Genomic DNA, 16,375 nt, shown 5'->3' with positions numbered 1-16,375 from the left:
CTTCTTCCGTCGGACTACTTCGACAGCCACACGTCGTTGAGGCGCAGGAACGTCTCAGCGGTGTAGTTGAGGTCGTGCACCTGGTCGGTCGTGGCGACGATCTGCGCGCGATCCTGCAGCGGGAAGAGCACGCCCGCCGTGATGATCTGCTTCTGGATCTCCGCGAAGATCGCCTTGCGCTTGACCGGGTCGGCCTCGCTGATCTCCTGGGCGTACAGCGCGCTCAGGGCCTTCGCCGTCGCCGGGTCCTGGGTGTAGGCACCCGGGCCAGTGCCAGGCTTCACCACGTTCGTGTCGTAGAACGTGCGCAGCACGTCGGCGTCGGCACGGGTGAAGTAGGACGCGGTCAGGTCGAACTCACCGGCGTTGGCCTTGGCCGTGTACTCCGCGGGGGTGACGACCTTCTGGGTCAGCTTGATCCCGACCTTCTTGAGCTGGTCCTGCAGCAGGTCCCAGCCGGCCCACGGGGCGGCGACGGTCAGCGAGATCTCCAGCGGCTTGCCGCCCTTGGTCCGGTACGCGCCCGAACCCTTCTTCCAGCCGGCCTCGTCGAGCAGCGTCTCCGCGCCCTTGGGGTCGTACGCCAGCAGGCTCGACTGGTCGCTCCACTGCGGGGTCGTCGAGTCGACGACGCTCTTGGTGACCGGGTACTTGTCACCGAAGACCGTGTGCGCCCACTCGGTGCGGTCGATCGACTTCTGCAGCGCGTCACGCACCTTGACCTCACCCAGGATGCCCTTGAGGTTGGGGATCAGGTTGTACGTCAGGCCGGGCAGCACCGTGCTGTCGACCTTGCCGCCGCTGCTCGTGATGGTCTGCTGGCTCTGCTCCGACAGCGGGTTGCGCGGCCATGCCACGTCGATCTGCTTGGACGTCAGGCTGCCGACCAGGACGCTCTCCTCCGGCACGAACGTCACGTCGAGCGCGTCGATGTGGGCCGCCTTGCGGTTCTCATTGATCTCCGAGCCCCAGGCGTAGTCCTTGCGCTTGGCGAGCTTGACCGACTGGGCGACCTTGTAGCTCTTGAGCGTGAACGGACCGCTGCCGACGAAGTCACCGAGCGCCCGCTTCTTGGGGTCGATGTCGTACGACTTGGGCGACAGGATGCCGAGCGTCGTCGTGGCCGTGGCCTGCAGGAACGCCGCGTTGGCAGTGCTGAAGTCGACTTCGACCTTGTTGGGCGCCAGGACCTTGGTCTCCTTGTAGCCCGACAGGTAGGTCGCGCCGAGCGAGGCGAGCGGTCCGAGCTTGATGATGCCGTCGTACGCGGTCTTGACCGCCTTGGCGTCGAGCGGGGTGCCGTCGCTGAACGTCACGTCGTCACGCAACGTGAACGTGTACGTCTTGGCGTCCGGCGAGACGGTCCACTTCGTCGCGAGCCAGGGCACGATCTTGCCGGTCTTGGGGTCCTGGTCCGTGAGTGAGTCGACCAGGTTGCGGTCGATCGAGCGCGACTCGATCCAGAAGTTCTGGTTGGGGTCGAGGTTGCCGTAGACGTCCTGGTTGAAGGCGAGCCTGAGCGTGCCGCCCTCCTGGACCGGGCCGTCGCTCTTGGCGGAGGACCCGTCGCTGCCGCCGCACGCGCTGAGCGCGATCAGGGCGGCAGCGGCGAGCGTGGCGAGGGCGCCGCGGCGGAAGGCCGGGCGATGCTGGCGGGACATGGTGGTTCCTTCTTTTCGGGGGGATTTCAGGGGGTTGGGGGGTCAGGGTTGGAGCGCGAGCCGACCCGCGCCGATCAGCGCGGTGTCGTCCTGGGGCGGGTGGATGCGCGAACACAGCACGTCGCGCAGGTGGCGCTCGAGCGGGTGGTGGCGGGTCAGGGCGGGGTTGCCGAGTGCGGCGACCGCAGTCTCGACCGCCGCGATCGAGGAGCGCGACGCGATGACCTTGGCGAGCCCGAGTCGCGCGAACGCGGTCGTGTCGCCGGCATCGATGCGCACAGCGAGGCTGTGCAGCACTTCTTGCGCCGTGGTGAGGTGCGCCTCGATCTCGCCGGCGACCGCCTGGATGCGCTCGGTCGTCGCGATCGGGCGGCCGAGGGCGGTCGGCACCCGCGTACGGGCGAACTCGCCGAAGAAGTCGCGGGCCGCCTCGGCGACACCGAGGTAGAGCCCGAAGACGCCGAGGATCGAACCGTCCGCGGGGCCGGAGTTGTTGGGGACCGATCCGACCGGCACGCCGACGAAGTGATCGGCCGGCACGACGACATCGGTGTAGATGACGTCGTGCGTGCTGGTGCCGCGCATCCCGAGGTGGTCCCACGTCTCCTCGATGCGGATCCCCGGAATGGGGTTGCCGTCATCGTCAGTCGCCGGCACGACGACGTGGCCGATGACCGGCTCGTCGTCCTCGCTGACGGCCCAGACCAGGTGATAGGCCAGGCCCTCGCAACCGGTGGCGAAGCCCTTGTGGCCGTTCAGCACCCAGCCCTCAGGCGTACGCCTGACGGTCGTCGCGGGCAGGCCACCACGGGCGGGTGCTCCGAGCTCGGGTTCCGCGCGGATCGCGTTGACCAGCGCCGGGCCCTCGGCGGAGGCGCGGAGGAACCGGTCGTACGCCTCCTCGGGCCAGACCGACGCGAACGCGCCGTGCCCGATGTAGGTCATCGCGGCGATCAGCGCCGTCGAGGGGTCGCCCTTGCCGAGGGCGCGGAAGACCCGCAAGGTGTCGACCGCGCTCAGGCCGCCGTGGCCGCCGTGCTGCGTGCTGACAGCGGCGGTCAGGAGGCCTGCCTCGTGCACGGCCTGCAGGCCTTCCCACGGGAACCGCGCGGTGCGGTCGACGTCCTCGGCGTGCACCGCGAGCTCACGGGTCAGCCGCGCCAGTCGCTCGTCGCTGACGTCGACGACCGGCAGCGCCGCCCGGGCTGATTCGACGACCGTCATGATGCGGCGCGCTCTCGAAGCACCTCGTCGAGCGGCGGCTGGGCGACGATCTCGCCGCGCTGCCCGGTGGCCTCGCGGTGGGCGAGCTCCTGGCGCACGAGCGGGATGACGTAGCGGCCGTAGTCGACGGCGTCGTTGAAGTTGTCGTAACCGCGGATCGAGATCAGGTCGGCACCGAGCTCGACGTAGTCGAGGATCGCGGCCGCGACGGTCTCGGGCGTGCCGACGAGTGCGGTCGACGCACCCTGGGCGCCGGTGGCGGAGGCGGTCGGGGTCCACAGAGCGCGGTCGTGGAGGTCACCGCGCGACGCGATCTCGAGCAACCGCTGCGAGCCGACGTTGGCCGGGCCGTCAGGTGAGGCCTTCAGGATGTTGCGGCTCCAGAGTGCCGACGCCTTCGAGCCGTCCTGCAGGATCTCGAGGGTGCGGTGCGCCTTCTCCCACGCGAGCTCCTCCGTCGCCGCGACGATCGGCCGGAACGTCACCCAGGTGCGTGGCGTGTCCGTACGGCCGGCGACACGGGCCGCCTCGGCGACGCGGTCGATCTGCTGCTTGGTGTCGGCGAGCGGCTCACCCCACAGGCCGAAGATGTCACCGAGCGCGCCACCGATCCGGTACGCGTCGTCGGACGAGCCGCCGACCGAGACCGGGATCGTGCCGTTGACCGGCTCGACGAGCGACACGAAGTTCTCGAAGGAATAGTAGGTCCCGGCGTGGTCGAACGGCGTGCGCTCGGTCCAGACCCGCTTGAGGATCTGGATGTACTCCTCCTGACGGGCGTATCGCTCGGACTTGGACAGCCGGTCGCCCTCGCGGGCCTGCTCGACGTCACTGCCACCGGCGATGAAGTGCACGACGGCGCGGCCGCCCGAGAGCTGGTCGAGCGTCGCCAGCGCCTTGGCGGCGACGGTCGGATAGATCGTGTTGGGTCGCAGCGCGATGATCGGCTTGAGCCGCTCGGTGACCGACGTGATCGCGGTGGCCAGCGTGAACGGGTCGTGACCGCCCGAGAAGTACGGCACGAGGGTGTAGTCGAAGCCACCGTCCTCGAGCACCCGGGCGTACCGGGCGACGTACTTCGGGTCGATGCGGGGGTCGCGCAGGCCGTTGAGCTCGTTGCCTGGATTGACGTTGATGGCGCTGATGAATTCGACGGTCATGCGGGGACTCCTTGTGTCTGTCCGGTCGCGACGGGGCGCTCGGGCTGGTTGGACCACTGGCTCCACGAGCCGGGATAGAGGGCCGGCGTGAACCCGGCGAGGGTCAGGGCGACGATGTTGTGCGCTGCGGTGACGCCGGAGCCGCAGTAGGTCGCGACCGGACGATCGGGGTCGACGCCCGCGGCCACGAACCGGCTGCGGAGGGTCGCGGGATCGAGGAACCGGCCGTCGTCGGCGAGGTTCTGTCCCGTGGGGGTGTTGACCGCTCCGGGGATGTGGCCGGCGACCGGATCGATGGGCTCGGTCTCGCCGCGGTAGCGCTCGGGGGCGCGCGCGTCGAGCAGTGAACCCGCGGCGGCGACGTCGAGCACCTCGTCGGCGTCGACCACCGGCAGGTGCCCGTAAGACAACGTCACCGACCCGGCCGCCGGTGCGGCATCACCGGTCTCGAGGGCCCGGTCCGACTCGGTCCAGGCCTGCAGCCCGCCGTCGAGCACGCGTATGTCGGCGACACCCGCGTACGTCAGCAGCCACCAGGCGCGGGCCGCGGCGAGGTTGCCCTGGTCGTCGTAGACCACGACGGTGCTGTCGTCGTCGACGCCCCACGAGCGGGCTGCGGCCTGCAGCGCCTCGACCGTTGGCAGCGGGTGGCGGCCGTCGGCCGGCTCGCCGTGACTCGCGAGCTGGTGGTCCAGGTCGACGTAGACGGCGCCCGGCACGTGGCCGGCGCGGAACTCCTCGCTGCCGTCCGGGCGGTCGAGCCGCCAGCGGACGTCGAGCAGCACGGCCGGGGTGGCCGCGAGCTCGTCGGCGGTGATGAGGATGGACATGGGGACTCCGGTTTCAGGCATGGGGGTAGCCAGGAAGGTGCGCTCTCGCGCGGTGGGTGTGGGTGCAGCAGGTGCGTGGTGGTCGCCGGCTAGGGGCGACAGCGACACCGCCCGGAGGGGGTGCGCACAGTGCCGTTCATGGTGTCCATTCTCCCGGGGAACCTCAGCCCAGTCCAACAACGTTTGTGGATGGGAACCCATCGGCGGAGCCGATCAATGACTCAGTGGCGGAGCCGATGAATCGGGCGTCAGAACGTACGGGATGCACGTAACGCTTGACGGCGTAGAACTCCTGCAGAGCCGTGAACGCGGTCTGCTCGATGTCGCGGTCGAGGCCCTTGCGGGTCACGAGGCGAAGGCTGATCTGGCCGAGATCCGGCAGGTCACGGCGCACCTCGAGGCCCGACGGGACCGAGCCTGCGGTCGGCAGCACCGCGACACCCAGTCCGGCTCGAGCCGCGGCGATGACGCCCTCGAGGCTGGTCGACTCGGCGACGACCTCGACGTGGTGGCCGCGGGTGCCGAGCTCGTCGAGCGCCCGTTGCCGCATGCCGCACGGCTCGACGTATGCGACAAGCGGCCACGGATCTCCGTCGGCGGGCGCTTCGAACGCCGGCGAGGCGTACCAGTTGAGCGGGAGCAGGCCGACCTCGTTGCCCGGCAGGTCAGCGCCCAGCCCCATCGTGACGGCGAGGTCGATCGTGCCTTTGACGACCGCCTCCTCCATCTGCGTGGAGCGGTCGATGTGGAACTGCACGGCGTGGTCGGGGTATGCACTGCGGATCGACGTCAGCAGCTCCGGCAGGATCGAGTCGGCCGCGGTCTCGGTCGAGCCGATCACGATCGAGCGGGGCAGGCTCGCGTCGAGGCGTTCGAGCGCCTGGTCGTGCACGCCGAGGATGCGGCGGGCCTCGAGCAACAGCTTCTCCCCCGACGGCGTGAACTTGACGCCACGCCCGGACTTCTCGACGAGGGGCTGGCCGAGCCGCTTCTCCAACGCTCGCACGTGCTGGCTCACGGTGGGCTGGCTCATGTGCAGCGCGATGGCCGCGCGCCCGAAGCCACCGCACTCGGCGATCGCGACGAACGTACGCAGATGGATGATGTCCAGAGTTGCAGCCATGATTCGACCGTAGAGCGACTCAGCGCCACGTCATGACATGCCCAGATACCGGACGATGTCCTTTCGCGTAACCCAAGCGGTGTACGTGAGTCACCGCGATGTGGCGGGTCGACCACCAAGAACGCGCAGGCGGGTGGTGGTTCAGGCGCCACATCGCGGTGACGCTAGGCGCGGACCTGGGCGATCGCGTAGAGCGCAATGCCTGCAGCGACCCCAGCGTTCAGGCTCTCGAGACCCGTCGACATCGGGATCGACACGATCTCGTCGCACGTCTCGCCGACGAGGCGGGACAGCCCCTTGCCCTCGCTGCCGATCACGACGACGACCGGTCCGTCGACCATCTGCGACTGCGCGATGTCGACCGTGCCGTCGGCGGCGAGGCCGATGACCATGCAGCCTGAGTCCTGGAAATCCTTGAGCGTGCGGGTCAGGTTGGTGACCCGGGCGACGGGCACCCGGGCGGCAGCACCGGCCGAGGTCTTCCACGCCGCAGCGGTGATCTGCGCGGCGCGGCGCTCGGGGATGACGACGCCGTGCGCGCCGAACCCGGATGCGGAGCGGATGATCGCGCCGAGGTTGCGGGGATCGGTGACGCCGTCGAGCATCACGATCAGGGCCGGCTCGTCACGCTCGGCGGCGAGCTCGAGCAGGTCCTGCGGGTTGGCGTACTCGTACGCGTTGAGCTTGGCCGCGATGCCCTGGTGCACCGCTCCGCCGGTGAGCTTGTCGAGCTCGATGCGGCCGATCTCGAGCAGGCTGACGTGCTGCTCGGCGGCGAGCTTGAAGATCTCGCGAACCTTCTCGTCGCGATCCGTGCCCTCGGCGACGTAGAGCGCGTGCACCGGCACGGTCGCCTTGAGCAGCTCGAGCACCGAGTTGCGCCCCGCGACCCACTCGGCGGCGTCGCCCTGCTTGCGCTTGGGCCTGGCCTGCTCGCGCTTCTGCGCGGCATTCTTCATCTTGTAGATCTTGTGGTTGGGGCGGTCCTCCGCGCGCGGGGTCGGGCCCTTGCCCTCGAGCCCCTGGCGGCGGCGGCCACCCGAGCCGGCGGTGGGGTTGCCCTTGCCGGTCTTCTTGATCGCGCCCTTGCGCTTGCTGTTGCCTGGCATGTCTAGTTGTCGCCCTTCACGGACCATCTCGCGCCCTGCGGAGTGTCCTCGATCTCGATGCCGGCGGCCGTGAGCTGGTCACGCACTCGGTCCGCCGCGGCGTAGTCCTTGCTGGCTCGCGCCTCCTGGCGCTGCTCCAGCAGGCCGCCCACGAGGGAGTCGATCGCCTGCGCGTACGCCGCATCGTCACCTCCACGGTCCCACGTCGGGGACAGTGGGTCCAAACCGAGCACGTCGAGCATCGAACGTACGCTCGCCAGCACGCCCGCGAGATCGGCACTGTTGCCCTCGGCCAGCAGCTTGTTGCCCTCGCCGATCGTGGCCTGCAGCACCGCCAAGGCGGCCGGCACCGACAGGTCGTCGTCCATCGCCTCGGCGAACGCCGCCGGCACCTCGCCCGGCTCGCCCTCGCCGACGACCTCAGCCGCACGACGGACGAATCCCTCGATCCGCTGGAACGCCGTCGCGGCCTCGGCCAGCGACTCCTCGGAGAACTCGACGATCGACCGGTAGTGCGACGCGGCGAGGTAGTAGCGCAGGTCGATCGGGCGTACGCGCTTGACGACCTCGCTGACCAGCAGCGTGTTGCCGACCGACTTGGACATCTTGGAGCCGGCGAGGTTGAGCATCGCGTTGTGGATCCAGAGCCGGGCGAACTGCTGTCCGGCCGCGCGGGACTGCGCGAGCTCGTTCTCGTGGTGCGGGAAGCGCAGGTCGAGGCCACCGCCGTGGATGTCGAACTCGTCGCCGAGGAACTTCGACGCCATCGCCGAGCACTCCAGGTGCCAGCCCGGACGGCCCCGGCCCCACGGCGTCGGCCACGAGGCGGACTCGGGGTCGCCTGCCTTGTGACCCTTCCAGAGCGCGAAGTCGCGGGCGTCGCGCTTGCCCTCGGGCGGCGCGTCCTCGGCGGCCTGCATGTCGTCGATCTTCTGGTTGGACAGCTCGCCGTACGACGGCCACGAACGTACGTCGAAGTAGACGTCACCCGAGCCATCAGCCGCGGCATAGGCGTGACCGCGCTCGATCAGGGTCTGCATCATCTCGATCATCTCCGGCACGACGCCGGTCGCGCGCGGCTCGTACGTCGGAGGGACGCAGCCGAGCACCTCGTAGGCGGCGTGCAGGGCACGTTCGTTCTCGTAGGCCACGGCGAACCACGGGCGGTCCTGCTCGACGCCCTTGGCCAGGATCTTGTCGTCGATGTCGGTGACGTTCGCGACGATCGTGACGGCGAAGCCGGAGCGCTCGAGCCAGCGCCGCAGGACGTCGAACACGACCTCCTTGCGGATGTGGCCGATGTGCGGCGGACCCTGCACCGTGAGCCCGCAGTGGTAGATCGAGACTCGTCCCGGCTGGACCGGGACGAGGGGCTGGATCTGCCGGGACGCAGTGTCATAGAGCTGGAATGCCACGCGCCAACCTTATCGGCTCCGGCCCCAGCCTCCCGACGCTTGCTATCGGGTCACGCCGCTCGTCAGGTCGGCCGCGTACGGGAAGTAGCTGCCGTGGGTGACGGTCCCGCACGGCGTGGACTCACGCCACCAGATCGACATGTCGTCCCACCAGCCGTTCGCCCACACGGTTCGCGACAGTCCCAGGCTGTTGTAGATCGCGTTGGTGTCCTGCGAGTAGTGCGTCGAGGCGGCCAGGCTGCCGCCGTTGCAGGGGTTGACGATGCCGTACTCCCCCACGAACAGCGGCATCCCGGCGGCCGCCGCGACGTTGACGGCGTTCTGGACGAAGGTGGTGTGCTCGGCCTTGCGGGTCGCGTACGCCTTGGCGGCCAGGTCGTACGGGACGTAGGTGCCGCCCATCGCACTGCTGCTCGTCTGGTCGGTGTCCTCCTTCTTGGTCGCGTAGCCGCTGGAGGAGTAGCCGATCCCGTACGTCGCGTCGGTCCCGGTGGCCTGGCCGAAGTAGTCATGGAACGTCATCACCACGTTGGGCTTCGCCACCTTGGCCAGGTCGACCCCGACGAGTGATCCGCTCCCGGCGACCGGCGTGACGATCAGGATCTTGTCCGGGTCGGTGGCGCGCAGCGACTTGCTGCCGGTCGGCGCGAGCCACGGTCCGTACACGGTGTCGATGAGCTTCTGCGTGCGGTCGACCGCCGTGGTGCCGTCGGCGGCCGGCTCGTTGACCAGGTCGACGGCGATGACGTGTTTACCCCGACTGGTGGAGCCGTCATAACGGTTGAGGACGAACTTCAGGTAGTCGGCGGTCTCCTGCAGGCCGAGAGCGTCGTCGACCAGTCCGTCCCATGTGGTGCTCGACTCGCACGAGGTGCCCGGCGTCGCTCCGACCTTGGTCCAGGCCCAGGCCGGGATGCCCTTGTGGGCGCCGGCCATGACCGGATCCTCCCGGCAGATGGCCGAGTTGGGGTTCGAGGCCGTCGCGATGTTCGAGAGGTGCATCGGGTCGAGGATCACGTACAGGCCCTGCTCGACCGCCTCGTCGATGATGCTGTCGAGCTGCGCGAACGCGTCGGTGTCGATGACGATCGACGAGCCGACCCGCTTCTGAAAGTACGGCCAGTCCATCGCCAGCCGGACCGTGTTGAACGCCGGCGCCCCGGCCGCGCCCATCCCCTCGATCTCCTTGACGACGTACGGGGTCTGCCACACGCCGCCGCTCTTGAGGGCCGTGCGCTTGATGTTGACGCCGTTGGCCACGAACGGCGCGCCCGTCGTCGTGCTGACGAATGGCGAGGACGCCTCCGATCGGAACAGCTCTCCGGACGGCAGGGCGGGCGGGACCGGAATCGACTGCACGGCCGTCCTCATCTGCGAGCGCACCCACTTGATCGGCCGGTCGTTGCGCCGGGCCTGCGACTGGGTGACCCGCACCCCGACCGTGTAGGTCGCGCCAGGGGTGAGGCCCGTGAAGGTGTGACTGGTCGTGCCGATCGTCGTCCTGTGCGTGTTCCACGCCGGACTGGCGCTGCCCTCACTGAGGTAGAGGTCGTACTGGTGGAACGGGGTCGCCGCGTAGGCCGGCCAGGTGACCGTGAGACCACCCGTCTCCGTGGCGGCCGTCGACAGGGCGCCCAGCTGGGGGTTGGTCCTGACGGCGACCTTCGACAGCTCGCGGTTGCTCGCAGTGCCGGACCTGGGGAACGTGCGCACCGTGACGTCGTACGAGCCGCCGGGCGTGATCCCGGTCGCGCGGAACTGCTTGGTGTAGGTCGTCCGGCCGCGGACGTACGCGACCTTGGAGGCATACGTGGATCCGACTGTCGATGCGGTGCTCGCGTGCCAGATCGTCGTGCCGGTCTTGCGGTACTGCACCTCGTACCTGGCGATCGTCCCGCCGACGTGGTCCCAGCTGAGCTTCAGGGTCGCCGAGTCGGCACCGACCTCGACATACCTGATCGTCGCGGCGGCTGCGGCGGCCTGCGCCGGCCCGGATGTGAAGACCAGGGTGGCGCCGATCATCAGCACCGGCGCGGCGAGGAAGCGGAGAGCTCTCGGAGGTCTCGTCATGGTCAGCTCGCAATCGTGTGGAGTGACACCGCTTATGCCGGACTTTAACGACACGGGAGGCTCGCGGTCACGCGGCGGAGGTACGCCCGGGAGCTCAGCGCTGTCACACCAGTCCCATTGGTCCCAAACTCGCCTACCATGTATCGATGCGCCACCTTCCCCGCATTGCCGCCGCAACCCTGCTCGGCCTCGCCCTCCTGCCGGCCGTTCCTGCCACCGCCGCCTCGACCTCGACGGCGTTCGAGCGGTGGACCAGCACCGCCGACTTCGCCACCGGTACGTCCACCGGCATCTCGGCCCAGCCCGGCAAGATCACTCAGGGCAAGGGCACGACCGTCATGACGTACGACGACCCGCGGGTTGCCGGCGGCGCCAAGACCTACCGCACCGCCCACTGGACCTCGCCATGGAAGTCGACCGGGTTCGCCGCGAAGAGCCTGATCCCGTCGTGGCAGGCGACGGCGCCCAAGGGCTCGTGGATCCGTGTCCTCGTCCGCGTGCGCTCCGGGTCGACGATCGGCAGCTGGGACACGGTCGCGCGCTGGGCCGCCAACACCACCAACATCCGCAGGTCGTCCTACTCGAGCCAGTCCGATGACCTCGCCAGGCTCTCGACCGACACGATCGTCGCCAACTCCGGCAAGTCGTTCACGGGCTGGCAGATCCGGGTGCAGCTGCTGCGTCCGGGCGGCACGATGGACAGCCCGACGGTCTATGCCGTCAACGGCGTCGCCGCCAACTACCTGACCCGTTCCCCCTCGACGACGACCACCACGACGATGACCGCGACCAAGGAGCTCGCCGTCCCGCGTTCATCGCAGATGATCCACCGCGGCGAGTACCCGGCATGGGGCGGAGGCGGCGAGGCCTGGTGCTCGCCGACGTCGACCTCGATGGTCATGCGCTACTTCGGCGAGGGGCCCAGCGCCGCGTCCTACTCGTGGTCGCCCTACACCGACAGCTTCGTCGACCACGCCGCGCGCGACACGTTCGACTATGCGTATGACGGCACGGGCAACTGGCCGTTCAACACCGCGTACGCGGGCCGCTACTCCCTCGACTCGTTCGTCACCCGGCTGCACAACCTGCGCGACGCGGAGGCGTTCATCAAGGCCGGCATCCCGCTAGTCGCCTCGATCGCCTTCAGCAAGGGCGGGCTCGACGGCGCCCCGATCTCGTCGACGCCCGGTCACCTGCTGGTGATCCGCGGGTTCACCGCTGGCGGACGGGTCATCGCCAACGATCCGGCCGCGGCGACCAACTCCACCGTCAAGCGGATCTACTCACGGGCGCAGTTCGAGCGAGCGTGGCTCAAGGGCAGCGGCGGTGTCGTCTACGTCATCCGTCCCGCAACGCGAGCACTCCCACCCGACACCGCCCGTTGGTAGCCCTCGGTTCCTAAGGAGGCCGCCCGCGGCCGACTGGTGGGGGTCCCCCCACGAGCTCTGCGAGTAGGGGGCGCGAGCTCTGCGAGCGAAGGACTACTTCACCTTGACGCTGATCTTGGGGTAGCCGGTCGCACCATCAGGAAGCACGTCCGCCTTCTCGTCGGTCTGCGGCTCGCCCTTGACGTTCGTGGCGCGGGCCTCGATCGTGTGATCACCGGACTCGGCGCTCCATTCCAGCCGCCACTGCACCCAGGTGTCGACGTTCGGGACCGTGCCGAGAGTCGCCTTCTGCCACTCGCCGCCGTCGACCCTGACCTCGACGCCGTCGATGCCGACGTGCTGCGCCCATGCGACGCCCGCGATCGTGGTCCGGCCCGCGTCGAGGGACTCACCACCCTTCGGCACGTCGATGCGCGACTCGGTCTTGACCGGCCCGCGCTCGCCCCACCCGCGCTGCGTCCAATACGCCTTGAAGTCGGCGAACCGGGTCACCTCCCAGTCGACGACCCACTTCGTCGCGGAGACGTAGCCGTACAGGCCGGGCACCACCTGGCGTACGGGGAAGCCGTGCGGGATCGGCAACGGCTCGCCGTTCATGGTCAGCGCCAGCAGCGCGTTGCGACCGTCGGTCAGGGCTTCGAGCGGCGTGCCGCACGTCCAGCCGTCGTCGGACGTCGACAGCAGGGCGTCCGCGCCGGCCTGGATCCCGACCTCGTCGAGGATGCCCTTGATCGGCACGCCACCCCACACCGTGTTGCCGATCAGGTCGCCGCCGACCGGATTGGATACGCAACAGATCGTGATCCACTCGTGCTCGAGACCCCGGTCGAGCAGGTCCTGGTAGGTCAGCGTCAGCTCCTTGTCGACCATCCCGTGGATGCGCAGGGTCCAGCCCTCGGGATTGACCAGCGGCGGCGACAGCGCCGTGTCGATCCGGTAGAAGTCGCGATTGCTCGTCAGCCACCCGCCCTGGCCCTCGACCGCCAGGTCGGCTCCCTCCGGTGCCGGCACCCGGCTCGCCGGAACTTTCAGCGCTGCCCGTATGCGCTCCAGTGCCTGCCGCCGGCGATGGCGCGACGCGAGGACCTCACCGGCTGATCCGACGATGATCGCGGCGACGGCGATGACCGCGGACGTACGAAGGAACGTGCGGCGGGACTCGTCCACCGTGTGCTGGGGCTGTTGCCGGAGCAGGTGCAGCACGCCGATCACCACTGCGCCCGCCGCCACGCTGGCCAGCACTCCGCCCGAGTCACCGTGCGGACGCGCCAGCACCGCAGCCGACGCGAGCACGACGAGGGCGCCCACCACGGCATACGCCCGAGGTCGGGGCCACCACAGGCCGACGAGCGCACCCAGCAGCAGGATGGCGACCACCACGCTTGACACCGCCAGTGGCTTGTCGGCGTGGCCGACCACGCTGATGATGCGCTCCGCGATCGGCCCGGGCGTGAGCTTGATGACCGACTGGCCGACGGCCAGCACCGGCGACTCGCGCAGGTTGAACAGGGCCGCCAGGCCTTCGCTCGCCGCGATCGCCGCGGTCGCCGCGAGCAGTCCGCTGAGGATCGACCGCCGGGTTGTCACTCCCCCATCCTCCCGCGCAACTCCTAGCGCCGCCGGACGTACGGCATGATCGACCTGTGACATCTGCGCGCATCGGCATCGGCACCGACGTCCATCGGCTCGTGCCCGGACGCCCGATGTGGCTCGCGGGCCTCCTCTGGCCCGGCGAGGAGCAGGGCCTCGAAGGCCACTCCGATGGCGACTGCGCAGCCCACGCCCTCGTCGACGCGGCACTCGGCGCCGCTGGCCTGGGCGACATCGGCGGCATGTTCGGCACCGGCGAGCCCGAGTGGGCGGCCGCTTCCGGGGTCGACTTCCTGGTCGAGATCGAGCAGCGTCTGCGCGACCACGGCTGGCGGGTCGGCAACGCCTCGGTCCAGGTCATCGGCAACTTCCCCAAGATCGGCCCGCGGCGCGGCCAGGCGCAGCGCGTGCTCAGCGACGCGCTCGGCGCCCCGGTCAGCGTCTCGGCGACGACGACCGACGGCCTCGGCCTCACCGGCCGCGGCGAAGGCATCGCCGCGATCGCCACCGCCCTCGTCGTCCCCCTCTGACCCTGGGCGGTGACCTAGGGCCCACCGTCACCCTTGAGCGGTGACCTAGGGCCCACACCGATCGCCCAACTGGGCCCTAGCTCACCGCCCCCACTCATGACACGACGAAGCCCCCGACTCGATGAGTCGGGGGCTTCGTACGGGGTTCAGATCAGGACGCGAGGACCTCGTCGAGACGGGTCTCGGCCTTGTCCTCGTTGGTCTTCTCGGCGAGCGCGAGCTCGGAGACCAGGATCTGGCGAGCCTTGGCCAGCATCCGCTTCTCACCGGCCGACAGTCCGCGCTCGTGATCGCGGCGCCACAGGTCGCGTACGACCTCGGCGACCTTGAGCACGTCACCGGAGTGCAGCTTCTCGAGGTTTGCCTTGTAGCGCCGAGACCAGTTGGTCGGCTCCTCGACGTGCTCGGCACGGAGAACTCCGAAAACCCGCTCAAGCCCTGCTTCGTCGACGACGTCGCGAACTCCGACAAGATCAAGGTTGCACGCGGGAACGCGAACGACCAGGTCGTTCTGCGAGACGATGCGCAGTACGAGGTATTCACGCTCCTCGCCCTTGATCGTCCGGGTCTCGATGTCCTCGATGACTGCAGCGCCGTGATTGGGATAGACAACGGTTTCGCCGACAACAAAAGTCATAGAGAAAACACCTTTCCTAGGTGACCAGTCTAACATGCGGAACGGATGTCGATCCCTGCCGTTTCAGGCCATCCCGCCCATACCAGATGACATCGCAGCAGGTCAAAGGCGGAGCCCGCAGCGTCCTCCGATACGATCTTGGCGACCCCTCGACGCATGAATGACGGACTGAAAGCAGTGATCTCGTGAGCACCGTACGACGTCGCCGCCTCGCGGCCACCGCCCTTGCCGCGACCGCCCTTCTGGCCCTCGGCGCCTGCGGCACGGGCTTCAGCGCCCAGACCAATCAGGTCTACCAGGCCGGGACCGGCGCCAACCATCGCGGCGAGATGGACGTGCTCAACACGCTGCTCGTCGCCAACGACGACGGATCCGCCACACTGTCGGCCGGGATCGTCAACAACACCAAGGACGAGCAGCGGCTCGCCTCGGTCACGGTCACGACGCTCGACGACAAGCCGCTCACGGTCGCCAGCACCAAGATGATCCTGTCCCTCCCGGCCGACAAGCTCACCACGATCGGCAGCATCGCCGATGCCGGCGGCTTCGCCGTCCTCAAGGACGCGACGGCCGGCGATTACGTCAAGGTGACCCTGACCTTCAGCGACGCCGCGCCCGTCACGATCGAGGCGCCCGTCGTGGCCCGCACCGCCGAGTACGAGAAGGTCGGCGGCGCGCCCAGGACCGAGCCCACACCGAGCCCCTCGCCGACGGACACCGAGACCGAGTCCACCGACTCCGAGTAAACCTGTCTCACCGGCGTCTCCGGAGCCCTAGGCTCCGGGCATGCTCTCGCGACGGTTGTTGCCGGTGGTCCTTGCGCTGTTGCTGGTCGCCGCGTGTGGGTCCGAGTCGAAGCCTCCGGCGAAGGCCGTACCGTCAACCAGCGCAGCTCCTCGGGCTGACGTCGAGGTGCTAGATCCTGTGCTGGTCAGAAATGAGAACGGTCTTGCCACTCTGTCGGCCAGGATCCTCAACCACACCGACAAGGTCGTGGCGATCTCGAACGCGTACTTCGATGACGCCAGACCCGAGGGCCCACAGCTCCGAGTCGTCCGGACGGGCGCTGTCAACATCGCCGCCGATGGAAAGGCCACGTTGGGCCATGAGGCGCCGGCAGCCGTCCGCATCGCGAACTCCCCCGGCGCTGGCGCCGCCGTTGCGTTCACCCTGGAGTTCGGCAATGACGCCGGGGATTGGTACTCGATCCCGCTGACGGTCCCGGTGGTCGCGCGCACCGCGACGTATAACGACGTCACCGACAGCAAGATCATCACGTCGATCAAGGTCGAGAACGCCCGCATCACGGTTGTCCCGGGGCAGCGCAAGGCGTACGTCGACGGCACTGTGGTCGGCACGATCGACGACAGCGCCTGGGACCTGCCAACGGCCGTGGACGCCGACGGCGATCCCGTTGCCTACCGACACCAGACAGCGACGGGCGGACCGTACGGAATGGCGGCGCGGAAGGGCAAGAGGATCGAGATCGGCAGTGGCGCGCCTTACAAGGATGGCGAAGGCGACGCCGACTACTTCGACGCCAAGGACGTGACGGTGGGCGAGACGATCATGGTCACGATCCCGTTCCAGTCAGGCGACGCGATCGTGCCGTTCAAGGTCGTCGCCGGATAGGCGTAC

14 protein-coding genes are annotated in these 16,375 nt (G+C 69.0%); 4 read left to right on the top strand and 10 right to left on the bottom strand.

Translation table 11 applies throughout. The features are described from left to right. Positions 1 to 14 precede the first annotated feature (14 nt). The 8 genes from BOSE46_RS08050 to BOSE46_RS08015 form a co-directional block, all read right to left on the bottom strand. Entirely contained in the window at positions 15 to 1,661 is a 1,647-nt protein-coding gene (locus tag BOSE46_RS08050) for an ABC transporter substrate-binding protein (RefSeq protein WP_159539744.1), read from the bottom strand. A 42-nt stretch (positions 1,662 to 1,703) separates the two neighbouring features. Then, positions 1,704 to 2,885: an acyl-CoA dehydrogenase family protein gene (locus BOSE46_RS08045; protein ID WP_159539743.1), complete on the bottom strand. Its 1,182-nt coding sequence runs from the start codon at positions 2,883 to 2,885 to the stop codon at positions 1,704 to 1,706. Next, positions 2,882 to 4,045: an LLM class flavin-dependent oxidoreductase gene (locus BOSE46_RS08040; RefSeq protein WP_159539742.1), complete on the bottom strand. Its 1,164-nt coding sequence runs from the start codon at positions 4,043 to 4,045 to the stop codon at positions 2,882 to 2,884. Before BOSE46_RS08040 ends, BOSE46_RS08045 begins: the two co-directional genes overlap by 4 nt. Then, the gene (locus tag BOSE46_RS08035; protein WP_159539741.1) at positions 4,042 to 4,875 is read right to left on the bottom strand and encodes a sulfurtransferase; all 834 of its coding nucleotides are present in this window, start codon (positions 4,873 to 4,875) and stop codon (positions 4,042 to 4,044) included. Before BOSE46_RS08035 ends, BOSE46_RS08040 begins: the two co-directional genes overlap by 4 nt. Positions 4,876 to 5,038: 163 nt before the next feature. Next, positions 5,039 to 5,998: a LysR family transcriptional regulator gene (locus tag BOSE46_RS08030; RefSeq protein WP_159539740.1), complete on the bottom strand. Its 960-nt coding sequence runs from the start codon at positions 5,996 to 5,998 to the stop codon at positions 5,039 to 5,041. 164 nt (positions 5,999 to 6,162) lie between these two features. After that, the gene (gene rlmB / locus BOSE46_RS08025; RefSeq protein WP_159539739.1) at positions 6,163 to 7,107 is read right to left on the bottom strand and encodes a 23S rRNA (guanosine(2251)-2'-O)-methyltransferase RlmB; all 945 of its coding nucleotides are present in this window, start codon (positions 7,105 to 7,107) and stop codon (positions 6,163 to 6,165) included. Positions 7,108 to 7,109: 2 nt separating this feature from the next. Further along, a complete protein-coding gene (gene cysS, locus BOSE46_RS08020) occupies positions 7,110 to 8,522 on the bottom strand; it encodes a cysteine--tRNA ligase (protein ID WP_159539738.1) in 1,413 nt (470 codons plus the stop codon). 42 nt (positions 8,523 to 8,564) lie between these two features. Continuing rightward, the gene (locus tag BOSE46_RS08015; RefSeq protein WP_159539737.1) at positions 8,565 to 10,592 is read right to left on the bottom strand and encodes a cellulase family glycosylhydrolase; all 2,028 of its coding nucleotides are present in this window, start codon (positions 10,590 to 10,592) and stop codon (positions 8,565 to 8,567) included. A 146-nt stretch (positions 10,593 to 10,738) separates the two neighbouring features. Here BOSE46_RS08015 and BOSE46_RS08010 point away from each other — a divergent pair, with 146 nt between their 5' ends. Next, positions 10,739 to 11,980, top strand: a complete 1,242-nt coding sequence (locus tag BOSE46_RS08010; RefSeq protein ID WP_159539736.1) for a peptidase C39 family protein — start codon at positions 10,739 to 10,741, stop codon at positions 11,978 to 11,980. Between the two features lie 93 nt (positions 11,981 to 12,073). Here BOSE46_RS08010 and BOSE46_RS08005 read toward each other — a convergent pair whose 3' ends face one another. After that, positions 12,074 to 13,567, bottom strand: a complete 1,494-nt coding sequence (locus BOSE46_RS08005; RefSeq protein ID WP_236551661.1) for a molybdopterin-dependent oxidoreductase — start codon at positions 13,565 to 13,567, stop codon at positions 12,074 to 12,076. A gap of 56 nt (positions 13,568 to 13,623) precedes the next feature. Here BOSE46_RS08005 and ispF point away from each other — a divergent pair, with 56 nt between their 5' ends. Further along, a complete protein-coding gene (ispF, locus tag BOSE46_RS08000; protein WP_159539735.1) occupies positions 13,624 to 14,100 on the top strand; it encodes a 2-C-methyl-D-erythritol 2,4-cyclodiphosphate synthase in 477 nt (158 codons plus the stop codon). Between the two features lie 151 nt (positions 14,101 to 14,251). On the opposite strand, the gene BOSE46_RS07995 is transcribed toward ispF, so the two are convergent. Continuing rightward, complete coding sequence (locus BOSE46_RS07995) at positions 14,252 to 14,737, bottom strand: CarD family transcriptional regulator (protein ID WP_056211551.1); 486 nt, start codon at positions 14,735 to 14,737, stop codon at positions 14,252 to 14,254. Positions 14,738 to 14,922: 185 nt separating this feature from the next. Between BOSE46_RS07995 and BOSE46_RS07990 the strand changes: the two genes are divergently transcribed. Further along, positions 14,923 to 15,483 carry a hypothetical protein gene (locus BOSE46_RS07990; RefSeq protein WP_159539734.1) on the top strand — a complete coding sequence of 187 codons (561 nt, stop codon included), beginning with the start codon at positions 14,923 to 14,925 and terminating at the stop codon, positions 15,481 to 15,483. 178 nt (positions 15,484 to 15,661) lie between these two features. Beyond that, a complete protein-coding gene (locus tag BOSE46_RS07985) occupies positions 15,662 to 16,369 on the top strand; it encodes a hypothetical protein (RefSeq protein ID WP_159539733.1) in 708 nt (235 codons plus the stop codon). Positions 16,370 to 16,375: the final 6 nt, after the last annotated feature.

Origin of the sequence: Aeromicrobium sp. 9AM, from assembly GCF_902506105.1 — a bacterium.
Lineage (GTDB): Bacteria > Actinomycetota > Actinomycetes > Propionibacteriales > Nocardioidaceae > Aeromicrobium.
Note: the sequence above shows the minus strand (reverse complement) of the source record. Positions and strands in the feature narration are given on the sequence as shown.

What these genes read in the sequence shown, in the direction of transcription:
- BOSE46_RS08050 (WP_159539744.1), bottom strand. Translation starts at nt 1,661, where the DNA reads ATGTCCCGCCAGCATCGCCCGGCCTTCCGCCGCGGCGCCCTCGCCACG.
- BOSE46_RS08045 (WP_159539743.1), bottom strand. Translation starts at nt 2,885, where the DNA reads ATGACGGTCGTCGAATCAGCCCGGGCGGCGCTGCCGGTCGTCGACGTC.
- BOSE46_RS08040 (WP_159539742.1), bottom strand. Translation starts at nt 4,045, where the DNA reads ATGACCGTCGAATTCATCAGCGCCATCAACGTCAATCCAGGCAACGAG.
- BOSE46_RS08035 (WP_159539741.1), bottom strand. Translation starts at nt 4,875, where the DNA reads ATGTCCATCCTCATCACCGCCGACGAGCTCGCGGCCACCCCGGCCGTG.
- BOSE46_RS08030 (WP_159539740.1), bottom strand. Translation starts at nt 5,998, where the DNA reads ATGGCTGCAACTCTGGACATCATCCATCTGCGTACGTTCGTCGCGATC.
- rlmB (WP_159539739.1), bottom strand. Translation starts at nt 7,107, where the DNA reads ATGCCAGGCAACAGCAAGCGCAAGGGCGCGATCAAGAAGACCGGCAAG.
- BOSE46_RS08015 (WP_159539737.1), bottom strand. Translation starts at nt 10,592, where the DNA reads ATGACGAGACCTCCGAGAGCTCTCCGCTTCCTCGCCGCGCCGGTGCTG.
- BOSE46_RS08010 (WP_159539736.1), top strand. Translation starts at nt 10,739, where the DNA reads ATGCGCCACCTTCCCCGCATTGCCGCCGCAACCCTGCTCGGCCTCGCC.
- BOSE46_RS07995 (WP_056211551.1), bottom strand. Translation starts at nt 14,737, where the DNA reads ATGACTTTTGTTGTCGGCGAAACCGTTGTCTATCCCAATCACGGCGCT.